Here is a 12,300-nt window from a genome sequence, read left to right as displayed (position 1 = left end):
TATAAATTACAATATCGTACTTTTTTAAAAACATGAATCAAAAAAAGCTCATCGCCGAACTCAAAGGTGCGGGAAAAGAATACAAAACGGGTGATCAAATAATTGTAGCCCTTCAAGCTACTGATTTTCAGTTGTATGAAGGAGAGCTTACCTTGATTATTGGCCCTTCTGGTTCGGGTAAAACCACCTTGCTTTCGCTGTTGGGGTGTGTCATTTATCCAAGCTACGGCGATTTGTGGGTGGACGGGCAGCACATCAATTCCTTGAATGCCACCAAATTGGCTCGCCTGCGACTGGAAACCATTGGTTTTGTGTTTCAAAGCTTCAATCTTTTAGCACCTCTTACGGCGGAAGAAAATGTTGAGTTACCGCTAAAATTACTCGGTTTGGACAGCAGTGAACGAAAAAAAAGGGTGCAAAAAGCCCTCGAAACGGTGGGAATGATAGAACGCCGTAAAAATTTACCAAAAGCGTTGTCTGGTGGCCAACAACAACGCATTGCCATTGCTCGGGCTTTGGTGACCAACCCCAAAATGATTCTTTGTGATGAACCTACGGCATCGCTCGACAAAGATTCGTTGGGGGTGGTGATGAAGGAATTACAGACGCTGGCTCGTCAAGGAAAGTCGGTCGCTGTGGTTACCCACGACCCACGCTTGCAACAGTACGCCGACCGTGCCGTAGAGGTAAAAAATGGACAAGTGATTCCCATTGAATTAACGAATGTTGCAACATAACAACTTATACACGTGAAAACTACGAAAGTCAAAAAAGAATGGTTGTTGCTTTTTTGCCTCCCACTTTGGTGGGGTTGTGGTAAAAAATCGGACTCGGAAGAAAAAGTAGCCAAGGTCGATTCGGTGGCACTTCCTTCGACCAAAGACCAGATTTTGGGGGTGGCTAGAATTGAGCCAGAAGATGGACTTATGAGCCTAACGGCAGGCACAACGGGGCGCGTACTGGAAGTGCTCATCGACGAAAACGATTCGGTTAAAAAAGGACAACCTCTGTTACGCGTGGAAGTAGCCGTAGAAAACGCCCAACTTCGTCAGTCACAAAGCAAGATTGCAACGCTCCAAGCCACCTTGGCTGCCAACCAATCCACCCTTGAGGGGTTGCGCGTCAGTTTGGCCAATGCCCAAGAAAATTATACCCGAAACGTGGATTTGTTCAAAGGTAACGCCCAAACAAAACAAGTCGTGGACGATAGTAAAGCGACCGTAGATAAGTTATTGAAAGATATTGAGACGGCCGAGGCTAACGTACGGCAAGCCCAAAGCCGTATCGGCGAATCGAAGGCTGATTTAAACTATTACCAAACAGTTTTAGAAAAGAAAAAAGTGTTGGCATTGCTTTCTGGAAAAATCCTGAAGGTGCTGGTCAAAGTGGGCGAATACGTCAATAATGACTCCCAAATCGCCGATTTTGCGCCGTCAGGGCCGTTGTATGCCAAAACCGAAGTGGATGAACTCTACGCCGAACGGGTTCAAGTAGGGCAGAAAGCCTATATTTTATCCCAAACCACGGGCGACACTTTGGCGCAGGGCAAAGTGAGCTACGCCGCTGCGTATCTAAAACAAAAATCGTTGTTTAAAGACCAAGCGACCGAACAAGAAGACCGCCGCGTTCGGGACGTGTCCATTCGATTGGAGGCGGGAAAAATGCCGTTGATTGGCAGCCGCGTTGACTGTCTTATTCTTCTCAAATAAACCTGACCTACCATGCTCAAAGAGGCGTTTAAGTTTATGTGGTACGACAAAGCCAAAATGTTCGGGATTTTGTTTGGTATCATTCTATCGGTTTTTTTGATTGGACAACAACTCGGCATTTGTTTTGCCTTGTTGGGCGGTACCATTTCTTTGGCCGAAAACAACAAGCAATACATTTGGGTTGTGAGCGATAAAAGTCAGCAAGTCAGTGATTTGCCGCTGCTGGATATGCGCATCTCGCGGGAGCTGATGAGCATCAGGGGCGTAAAGCGGGTCAATACGATGGTGGTGGCCGCAGGTAGCGCCAAGTTTAAGGATGGTACCAAAACGCCCATTACCCTCATTGGAACTCAATCGCCGCGACATGCGGGTGGGCCGTGGAATTTTGTCAAAGGGAATTTGGAAGATTTGCAGCAAGAAGGCGCCCTCATTACGGACGAATACGACCCCATTTCTTCCAAAAAAATCAAAATTGGCGACCATTTTGAGTTCAACGGAACCCGCGTTTTTTTGAGCGGAAACACCCGAAGTGCCAAAGGGTTAGGCGTTGCTTATGGCTTTACAACGGTTGAACGCGCTCGCAAACTGTGCCGAATTTCTACCAACCAAGCGTCGGCGTTTTTGGTGGAGGCCGAACCTGGTTTTACGCATCAACAAGTGGTAAACAACATCAACAAAGAGATTTTGGGTGTGAAAGCCCGCGACGGCGAAGCATTTACCCAAGAAAGCCTCAAGTATTTTGCGTTGAACAGTGGCATTGTGGCTTCCTTCGGTTTATTGGTCGTTTTTGCGATTATCACGGGCTTTGCCATTGTGGGCTTAACGATGTTTTCGGCCGTCAACGACCGATTGAAAGATTACGGTACGCTCAAAGCCATTGGGGGAACCAACGGAATCATCCGCCAACTGATTTTATGGCAAGCCGTTATTTATTCGACGGTCGGTTTTGTTATGGCCTACGTCTTGCTGCGGGGCTTTGTCAACGTCACCAAGACCAGCCTTAACATCAAAATTACGCCTTATTTAATCCTTTTTCTCATTGGCGTGACCCTGTTCATCGCGGTATTGGGGAGTTTGTTTGCCATGCGCAAAATCACCAAAATGGAACCTGCCCAAGTATTTAGAACCTAATTGTTATGAAGAAAATCGCGCTTTTTTTACTAGGAATTGGGCTGCTGCCTGGGGCAGTAGGGGCTCAAAAATTATCGCTCGATGACGCCCTAAAAATGGCCATTGACAATCGCTTCGAACTGAAAAACCAACAACTTCAGCTGCGAATTGCGGAGGGAGAAGAGGCCAAACTTCGCGCTAAATGGCTTCCGCAGGTCAACGCTTCGGCAGATATGCGTTGGAATACCCAACTTCAAACATCGGTTTTTAAAAATGCCCCTTTTGCCAACGGCCAAGACGTCAAATTGGTGTTAGGCGTTCCGTTCAATAATAACGTGGGTATTTCGGCGGAGCAAAAAGTCTATGACGCGGCTACCAAGTACGACCGATTGATTAATTCTGAAACAGTGGAGGGGCAAAAAATTACTCTTGAAAAGCAAAAAATAGACATAAAACAGGCCGTTACGGAAGCTTATTACGCCGTTTTGTTCAGCCAAGAAAAGATTATTTTGGCCGAAAAAGCGGTTGTTCGGGCGCAAGCGTATTGGGAGTCGGGAAAGACGAAGTGGGAGAAAGGGACGATTCTAAAAAACGATTTTGACCGTATGCAATTGGATGTTAACAACGCTCAAACGGCCCTAACGAAAGCAAAACAAGATTTAAAAGTGAATCAGGCGTACCTTTTGTACCAAATTGGCCTTAAACAAACCTCGGTAGAGCTAACCGAAACCTTGGAAAAGGTGTTGGCAACATCAGAAAATACAACCCCAGAAACGGCGCTTGATACTCGCCCTGAGCTAAAGCAAGAGCAATCGGAGTTGCGGGTGAATGAATTGCTTCAGCAAAAACAAAAATCACGGTTGGCACCGTTGGTAAGTGCTTACGGAAACTATACCGCGCTCCAGCTCAATGATAAATTTAATCCGTTTTCGTCGGGAACGTGGTTTCCGTTCAACTATGTGGGTTTGAAGCTAAATATTCCCCTGTATGACGGTAAGCAAACGGCCATTTTGCGCAACGAATATGCTTTGAAAATGCAAGTGAACCGTTATACTATTGATAAGCTAAAAGGAGATTTTGAGTACGAAATTACCAACACAACGACAGTGTTGGCCCAAGAAAAGGCCAATGTGCTGGACACGAAGAAAAACGTGACGTTAGCGCAACAAATTTTAGAAACCGACCGCTTTCGTTACGAGAAGGGTACGCTTTTATTGGCTGATTTGAAAAACACCGAATACAGCCTTCAGGACGCCGAAACCAATTATTTGAACAGTGTGTATCAGTTTTTAATTGCCTATGTGCGGTACAAAAAAGCTGCGGGGGCGCTCTAACGTCCCCCGTCTTAGATGGCCTATTTCATAATCATTTCGTAGGCCGTTTCGAGCAATTCTTCTTTGTCGAGCAGACTCAATGAGAGGGGTAATTGGGCCAAACCTAGCAAACGACGCATGATTTCGACGCCCGTAAATTGATCAACTAATTGTGGATTTTTTACTGCACCGTAGGCTTGATACACTTTACGAATGGTATCTTCGTCTTGTTTGGCCAACATCAGATGGGCAGTGAGTACACCCAAGTCAAATTCAGGACAGCCATAAAAACAAAACTCAGGGTCAATCACTTTCAGGCCCGAATCGGTCTTTAACCAGCTGCCAGGGTAAAAATCGCCGTGCAGCAAGCTGTGCCCGTCTGATAAATACACCTGCCCCAACTCGGCCACTTTCTTTTTCAAATACGGATCAACTTTATAGGCCATCGAAATCATCTGAAACCCATCATGGAGCGAATCGAGGTCAAATCCGTTGTTTTCCATGAAGGGAAACTTAAAAATATGTTCATGGTTGAGTACCCGCATAGCACGGTTGGCAAAAGTCCCGTCGAGGGTTTCTTTCCACGTTAGTTGGTGCAACATGGCCAAAAAATGTGCTAATGCCTCGGCTTCAACCATCGACAGTTTTTGTTGTGGTTGATACAAAAACGTGTAGTCGCTCGACGTGCCCAAGTCTTCCAATGCAAGAATATAAGCACTTTCATCCACGCCAATCAACGTAGGCATAAAGGTTTGAATGGAGGCAAATTCTTGGATTTTCTCGTAAAAATGAGCTTCAATCACCGCACGCTCGCAGGGAGCCGAGATTTGTGGGTATTTTTCGACGTAAGGCCGAGCTTGTTTGACGATAAGCGTACGGTCGTGCGTGCGAACCCTAAGCGTGTAATTCATGTTACCTTCGCCTGGGATTTCAAGGCTAAAAATAGGCTCGTTCTCTTTGAGCCATCCTTTTGCCTGTAGGTATTCTTGCAATGCTTGTGCTTTCGTGATGTCGAGGTGCATAAAGTTGTGATTTGAATTTTCGAAGGTACGACTAAAACAATTGTGCCAGCGTTTTGGGTTTAGATTGAAAAAATAGTTTGCACCAATCCGCTTCTGTTTGCTTATTTGCGGGCTGTTTCGGTGTAAAAACAGCGCTGCGTCTCTGACGCAGCGCCTTTTCTCCCCAGATGATAGTTCGGGGAGAGCAATAGAGCGATAAAGATTTTTAAAAGTATAAATAACGTAAATGACCGCATCTCAATTCATTGCGCCCATCGTGGGCATTAGCGAACGACAAACCCAAAATACTATTCAACTGCTCGACGAAGGAGCTACTGTGCCTTTCATTGCGCGGTATCGGAAAGAAATGACAGGTCAGCTCGACGAGGTTCAAATTCTCGCCATTAAAGAACAGTACCAGAAATTTCAGGAGGTTGAAAAACGCCGCGAAGCCATTCTTAAAAGTATTGAAGAACAAGGTAAACTGACACCCGAGCTGCGTAAACTGCTCGAAAATACCTATCATCTTCAATCGTTGGAAGATATTTATTTGCCCTACAAACCCAAACGCAAGACGCGGGCTTTGATGGCCATTGAGAAAGGGTTGGAGCCGCTTGCGCAAGTGATTTTTTCGGGTAAAGAAGGAAATCCTGAGCGTTTGGCTGAGAAATACCTCAACGACCAAGTAGCATCAGTCAATGATGCGCTTCAAGGGGCGCGTGATATTATGGCGGAGTGGATTTCGGAAACTACCGAAGCCCGTAACAAAATGCGTTTTGCCTTTGAGCGTACCGCCATCATTACGTCTAAAGTCAAAAAAGGGAAACAGGAAGAAGGAGCCAAGTACCGCGATTATTTTGATTTTAGCGAACCGCTCAACAAAATTCCTTCGCACCGTTTGTTGGCCATTCGACGGGGTGAGGAAGAAGGTTTTTTAAATATTGACATTTCTCCCGACGAAGAACAAGCCATTGAATACCTCGACCGCTTGTTTGTCAAAGGCTTACCTGCGTGCAAAGACCAACAAGAACAAACTGTTTCGGATGCGTATAAGCGTTTGTTGAAACCAAGTATTGAAACGGAATTTTCAAATTTATCAAAAGAAAAAGCCGACAAATACGCCATTCAGATATTTACCGAAAACCTGCGTCAGTTGCTTCTGGCATCGCCTCTAGGTCAAAAACGGGTATTGGCCATTGACCCAGGTTTCCGTACGGGCTGTAAAGTGGTATGCCTTGATTCTCAGGGAAATTTGTTGGCCGATACAGTTATTTATCCTTTTGATAAACGTTTGGAAGCTGAAGCAACGATTCTCAATTTGATTAAAAAACACCAGATTCAGGCGGTTGCCATCGGAAACGGGACGGCTGGGCGTGAGACGGAAGATTTTATAAAAAACGGCCCACTTGGTTCCAACAGTGGCATCAGCGGCGTGGCTATTTACATGGTTTCGGAGCAGGGGGCGTCGATTTATTCGGCCTCGGAAGTAGCTCGTGATGAGTTCCCTGACAAAGACGTCACAGTGCGGGGCGCGGTGTCGATTGGCCGTCGTTTGATGGATCCGTTGGCAGAATTGGTGAAAATTGATCCTAAATCCATTGGGGTAGGGCAATACCAGCACGACGTAGAGCAAAATATGCTGAAAGGCGCGTTGGATGCCGTGGTTGAAAGTTGTGTAAACTCCGTGGGTGTCAACCTCAATACTGCCAGCAAACACCTTCTTCAGTATGTGTCGGGATTAGGCCCTGCTTTGGCCAAAAACATTGTGGCTTACCGTGCCCAAAATGGGGATTTTAAGTCGCGCCAACAGTTGCTGAAAGTTCCCCGCTTGGGAGGTAAGGCATTTGAGCAAGCCGCAGGTTTTTTACGGATTGAAAATGCGGAGAACCCACTCGATAACAGTGCTGTTCACCCCGAAAGCTACCCTGTGGTAGAGAAAATGGCCAAAGATTTGGGAACCAACGTGGCGGAATTGATGCGCAAACCTGAGTTGCGCCGCCAAATTAACCCTCAAAAATACGTAAGCGCTTCCACGGGCTTATTGACCTTGCAAGACATTGTAAAAGAACTCGAAAAGCCCTCGCGTGACCCTCGGGAAACCATCGTGGCCTTTGAGTTTGACAGCCGCGTTCGTAAGCCCGAAGATTTGCACGAAGGCATGGTGCTGCCAGGTATCGTGACCAACATCACCGCTTTCGGTGCATTTGTTGATATTGGCGTCAAGCAGGATGGCTTGGTACACGTTTCGCAAATGGCCAATCGTTTTATCAAAGACCCGAACGAAGTAGTAAAACTCCAACAGCACGTGACGGTAAAAGTGACGGAAGTCGATTTGTCACGCAAGCGAATTGCGTTGAGTATGAAGCTGTAAGGACTTTTGCGAAAACTGCAAAATAACTTACTGCACTGTTCGCTAAGGTTTCAGGTTAAACGCATTAAAAAAGTAGGATTTGATTCATTTTTCTACTAAGATGTAGCTCCTCTGGAGCAATGAATAGCCATTCTATATTTTAATGCGTTCAACCTGTAGTCAACGGCCTTCTGCGGGTAAAAAACAAAACTTTCTACTTAACAGGGCAAGGGGGGATACATTTTGAACCTGTCTATGCTCATTGAAGAAAGGGATAATAATTTGTGTTGAATGGAAATTTGTCCTATATTTGAGAACAAATGTCCAAGTAAAAAAATGGCAGCAATAAATTCAACGATTGTAGGGAAGCTTAACCGAGAAATAACTTCATTCTTGAGGCAGTCGCCCTTGAAAGACTTTCATATTGAGCTAAATAAGGCAATCACATACGAGGATTTCTTGTCGAATAAAATGCTGATTATTGCCGCGATTCGAACAGGAATCCCTTATTCCCTTTTTGTGCTAATCCAAGATTATACTCCTTTTACCGAAAGCGATTGGGCCAATTTCCTTGATATTTCTACCAAGTCATTACAACGCTATAAATCGACCTCTGAGCACCAGTTCAAGTCCATTCATTCGGAAAAAATTATTGAAATGGCGGAGGTAACCAAAGTGGGCCTTGACGTTTTTGGGAACATGGAAAAACTCAGACTATGGCTCAATACGCCCAATTATGCCCTAGGTAGCCTCAAACCCATTGAACTTCTGAAAGATTCTTACGGAAAAGAGCTGGTGATTAGTGAATTGACCCGTATCAACTACGGTATCCTTGTATAGCATGGAGGTATTCAGACTGTCAAGGGAAAAATTTGCCCTTCCGTTATCGGGTAAAGGAGCCGCATTGAAGGGGGGACGCTGGAATTCCATTGGAGTTGAGCTGATTTACACCGCGCAAAATCGTTCATTAGCCATGGCCGAAGTTGCTGTTCATTTTACGTTGGCTACTTTGCCAGACGATTATGTGATGTTGACCATCAAACTTCCCGACGACGTACCCATTAAGGAGGTGGATGAATCCGAATTGCCTACCAACTGGCACGAATTTCCCCACCCCATCTCTACCCAAAAACTGGGAGATACCTTTGTACTCGAAAATAAGTACTGCGCCCTAAAAATCCCATCGGTGGTGACGAAGGGGGACTTCAACATTTTGATTAACCCCAACCACCGAGATTTTCCTAGCATAGAAGTAACCAAAATTGAGAAGTTCCCCTTCGACAAAAGAATTTTCAGATAGTGGAATTGGTTATTAGTGACTGTTAACCACTAAGCTGCCCCGTAGGGGCTACCTACTTGTCGAAAAATGGCGAAAAGCCTGTTGCAAATGCCGCTCGTCGTGAGCGATAATAAACTGAAAAACATCGCCTAATTTAAGTCGAATCAGCCGAGTGATAGAAATCGGAATCCGAATGTTGTTGAGATTGACTGACTTGGCTTGTTTTACGTACGACAACAATTCTTCTTGTTGTTGAATAAACCGCGCGACAGTAGCGTAGGCGTCCAAATCGGGTGCAGGAATGTGTCCTTTGAATGCTTTATACTTTTTCTTCCCCGTTTCAGGTTCCATCATTTTGATAAAATAAGCCCCCAACCACGAACTTTGAAAGTGTGCGGAAGGTGACGATTTTTGGGCATTTTCTAGTCCTGATTTTATTTGTGGTAAATAATAATCGCCGTAGGTATTGAGGTGTTCGAGGCACTGCGCAATGCTCCAGCCGCCGTTGGGGGCAGGTTGTAAAAGTACTTTTTCGGGTAAATTTTGCAGTGAGTGAATTGCCTCTTCCAAGTGTCGCTCAATGCGATTTTCGAGTTGCTCAATAAGTTCGTAATGCTGAATCGTTGCCATCGTTGTTGTTGGTTGTATGTCCGCAAAAGTCGGGGGATACTGCCAAAGAAATGTTGGTATTTGCCAAGATTTTCTAGATTTTCATTCGATTGATAAATTTGCTGAAATTGGTCGCGTCGATGCCCAAATAATTGGCCAAATATTTATGAGGAACGAGCTGTAAAATGTGTGGACTTCGTCGTAAAAGCTGCTTGAAACGGTCTTCAGCGCTAAACGTTTGAAGCTCGACGAGCCGTTCGAGCACTCCTGAGAGGGCACTTGTTACGCCTAAACGAATCAAGTTAGCGACGTCGGGGCGTGTATCAATTAAAGGTTGTAAATCGGTGATGGAAGCCCGTAAAAAAACGGAAGGGGTGAGGGTCTCGTAAAAATACCGCGAAGGGGAAGAGAGCATCAACGCGTCGATAACGCCTCCAAACGAAGGAGCATACGTAAAAACCAACGTGGCTTCGCGGCTTTGATCGTCAAAGTAATAGATCCGCTGCACGCCTTCCAACGCAAAATATAAATACCGCTCTCGCTCACCTGCCACGGTCAAGATTTCTTTTCGTTTGGCAGAAAAAGGCCGCCAAATGGCACTGAAAGCTTCCCAGCTATCATTTGTCAACGGGGATGCCGCATCAATAACGGTTTTGAGCGTGGCAAGGCCGGGGGATAAATCAGGCATACGATTGTTTAATTTTTCCAACACAAGATATGACCTTTTCTTAAAAAATAGTACCTTGCTGACCTACAAAGACCTATGATGAACAGTTTGACTTCTACTACTTCGCTGACGCGTGATGCGTACGTGCAAGATTGGCGTACTACTTATCACCGTTCATTAACAAGCTACGAACGAAAAAAATCCTCGTTTGTGTCAGGCTTGTTGCCCGATTTGCCTACTAAATTTGATGCGTTTCAACTGCTAGATATTTTGCAGAAACGCCTAGGAACAGAGCTACTTAGCCGCGCCTTACAGCCCACAGAAACCATTGTTTCGCCACGGGCAAATGAGCCAGATAGTCAATGGCTAAAAACGTCCAACATGGTGGGCGTAAACGTCCGAACGATTGGCAGTTTTTGGAACGTGGTGGGGTATGCGCTTACCCTGCCGTCTTTCCACGATTCTATTCACCTACTTCCCATTTGGGAGCCAGGGGTCGTAGGAAGCCTGTACGGAAAAGTGAGTTGGAATATCAATGCTGAGTTTTTTAGCTGGCAACTTCAACGTGCAGTGCCGTGGCTCGACACGGTCGAAAAACAACTCAAAGTGGTGGTGAATTTGCTACACGCCATGGGCAAAACGGTAGGCTTGGATGTGATACCACACACTGACCGTTTTTCGGAAATTGTATTGACGCATCCTCGCTTGTTTGAGTGGGTGCAGCGAGAGGGCGGTCGGCTTGTCAACCATTCAGAAAACGTGTGGGAGCAAGTGGAAGAAGTCATTTGGCAACATCTGCACCATCACGGTACGGCCGACGGCTCGTGGCTAAACTTTGGTAAAGAGGTGCTTTTTGACCCAAATATCCCTTTTTTACACGACAAAAAAAGACAGGAAATACTGTTTGGTTTTGACCAACAACAACGTTTACACCGCCGACTTGCGTTGATGCAAGACTTGGTCAGTCGAGGGTTTGAAACCTTGCCTATGACCATGGCGCCACCGTATAGGGGGTTACACATTAATCCTGAGGAGTTTGTCCTCGACGAACGTGGCACTCCTTGGTACCAGTATGAATTTGACCATCCTCAGGACATGTCGCGGGTATTTGGACCGTTGACGCGCTACCGTTTTTATCATTCCAAAAATGATAATCAACAATGGGAGCTTGATTTTCAGCGTCCACACATGGCGGCTTGGGCGTATTTTAGTCGTAAATACCACGAATGTCAGCAGGCGTATAATTTTGATTTTATGCGGGGCGACATGGCCCACGTCCAAATGCGGGCCGAGGGAGTGCCAGCCCAGCCCGATGATTTTTATGATCCGTTGCGAGCCGTCAAGGAATTTGTGCAAAAACACGGCGCCCAGCATTTTGCTTTTTACGCCGAAACCTTTATCGCACCGCCTGATACAATGGGCTATGGAGATGAATTTGACCACTTGGAGGCGATTCGGGCCGATGCTACTTTGGGCGATTTACAATCGTCGGTGGTGGGAGAGGCTACGTTTATGGAGCGTTTTAGCCTGTATGACCAACTGCTCCGTTCGCGGGCGTTTGCGCCAAGCTTTACCATGATTACGGCCGACAAAGACGACCCCCGTTTTGATGAATTTTACCGTGCAGGCAACATTGTTCGGTACTTTACAGGGCTGTTTTTGACAGATATGCCAAGTTATTATAGTTTGGGCTTTGAAGTAAGAAACCTGCACCAACAACGGGGCAAAAATGAAGAATATACCAAACTCTACGTCTTTCAAATCCACGACGATGCCGAGACCGACAAAGTAACCCACGGGCCGTTTGAGTGGGGAGAAAACATCGAACAATTTACCGAAATGTTGGAGTTGCGTCTTTTTGCGGAAACAATATGGCCGCAGATTGATGGAAAAAGGGTAAAATGGCTACTCGCTCCCGATGCTACGGCCGAAAAGAAGCTCATTGCATGGACATTGGTGGAAGATGATTCTTACGTTTTTGTCGCGAATTTAGGCACCGAGCCAAGCCCACAAATAGACGATTTGTCGCTGAAAGGGTACGAACTGATTTATGCTACCACTGCGCAGATTTCGCCCTCACCAATTGCAGCTTCCAGTGGGCAAGTATATCGGAAGTAGCCTCGGCAGAGGCGCAACATTTGTAGTAGTGGTTTCCAATGAGCAAGTGTATCGGAAGTAGCCTCGGTAGAGGCGCAACATTTGTAGTGGTTTCCAGTAGGCAAGTGTATCGGAAGTAGCCTCGGTAGAGGCACAACATTTGTA

11 protein-coding genes are annotated in these 12,300 nt (G+C 45.9%); 8 read left to right on the top strand and 3 right to left on the bottom strand.

Going from position 1 to position 12,300, the window contains the following annotated elements; genetic code table 11:
- Positions 1-32 precede the first annotated feature (32 nt).
- Genes K339_RS0123080 through K339_RS0123065 form a run of 4 tightly spaced genes read left to right on the top strand, consistent with a single transcriptional unit; the run spans position 33 to position 4,153 of the window.
- The gene (locus K339_RS0123080; RefSeq protein ID WP_028525726.1) at positions 33-737 is read left to right on the top strand and encodes an ABC transporter ATP-binding protein; all 705 of its coding nucleotides are present in this window, start codon (positions 33-35) and stop codon (positions 735-737) included.
- 12 nt (positions 738-749) lie between these two features.
- A complete protein-coding gene (locus K339_RS0123075) occupies positions 750-1,709 on the top strand; it encodes an HlyD family secretion protein (protein ID WP_037301638.1) in 960 nt (319 codons plus the stop codon).
- A gap of 12 nt (positions 1,710-1,721) precedes the next feature.
- Positions 1,722-2,840: an ABC transporter permease gene (locus tag K339_RS0123070; protein WP_028525724.1), complete on the top strand. Its 1,119-nt coding sequence runs from the start codon at positions 1,722-1,724 to the stop codon at positions 2,838-2,840.
- 5 nt (positions 2,841-2,845) lie between these two features.
- The gene (locus K339_RS0123065; RefSeq protein ID WP_028525723.1) at positions 2,846-4,153 is read left to right on the top strand and encodes a TolC family protein; all 1,308 of its coding nucleotides are present in this window, start codon (positions 2,846-2,848) and stop codon (positions 4,151-4,153) included.
- Positions 4,154-4,173: 20 nt separating this feature from the next.
- Here K339_RS0123065 and K339_RS0123060 read toward each other — a convergent pair whose 3' ends face one another.
- On the bottom strand, positions 4,174-5,154 hold the full coding sequence (locus tag K339_RS0123060; protein ID WP_028525722.1) for a phosphotransferase: 981 nt from the start codon (positions 5,152-5,154) through the stop codon (positions 4,174-4,176).
- Between the two features lie 226 nt (positions 5,155-5,380).
- Here K339_RS0123060 and K339_RS0123055 point away from each other — a divergent pair, with 226 nt between their 5' ends.
- From K339_RS0123055 to K339_RS0123045, 3 genes are all read left to right on the top strand, one after another.
- Positions 5,381-7,504: a Tex family protein gene (locus K339_RS0123055; protein ID WP_028525721.1), complete on the top strand. Its 2,124-nt coding sequence runs from the start codon at positions 5,381-5,383 to the stop codon at positions 7,502-7,504.
- A gap of 315 nt (positions 7,505-7,819) precedes the next feature.
- Positions 7,820-8,323 (top strand): Xre family toxin-antitoxin system antitoxin, encoded by a 504-nt coding sequence (locus tag K339_RS0123050; protein WP_028525720.1) that lies wholly within the window; start codon positions 7,820-7,822, stop codon positions 8,321-8,323.
- A gap of 1 nt (position 8,324) precedes the next feature.
- Positions 8,325-8,783, top strand: coding sequence for an RES family NAD+ phosphorylase (locus tag K339_RS0123045; RefSeq protein ID WP_028525719.1), 459 nt, complete (start codon positions 8,325-8,327; stop codon positions 8,781-8,783).
- 48 nt (positions 8,784-8,831) lie between these two features.
- Here K339_RS0123045 and K339_RS0123040 read toward each other — a convergent pair whose 3' ends face one another.
- Together K339_RS0123040 and K339_RS0123035 are read right to left on the bottom strand one after the other, a co-directional pair.
- Entirely contained in the window at positions 8,832-9,392 is a 561-nt protein-coding gene (locus tag K339_RS0123040; protein WP_028525718.1) for a DinB family protein, read from the bottom strand.
- Between the two features lie 73 nt (positions 9,393-9,465).
- The gene (locus tag K339_RS0123035; protein WP_028525717.1) at positions 9,466-10,059 is read right to left on the bottom strand and encodes a Crp/Fnr family transcriptional regulator; all 594 of its coding nucleotides are present in this window, start codon (positions 10,057-10,059) and stop codon (positions 9,466-9,468) included.
- Between the two features lie 75 nt (positions 10,060-10,134).
- Between K339_RS0123035 and K339_RS0123030 the strand changes: the two genes are divergently transcribed.
- Positions 10,135-12,156, top strand: coding sequence for an alpha-amylase family protein (locus K339_RS0123030; RefSeq protein ID WP_028525716.1), 2,022 nt, complete (start codon positions 10,135-10,137; stop codon positions 12,154-12,156).
- Positions 12,157-12,300: the final 144 nt, after the last annotated feature.

The organism is Runella limosa DSM 17973 (genome assembly GCF_000482465.1).
Classification (GTDB): domain Bacteria; phylum Bacteroidota; class Bacteroidia; order Cytophagales; family Spirosomataceae; genus Runella; species Runella limosa.
Note: the sequence above shows the minus strand (reverse complement) of the source record. Positions and strands in the feature narration are given on the sequence as shown.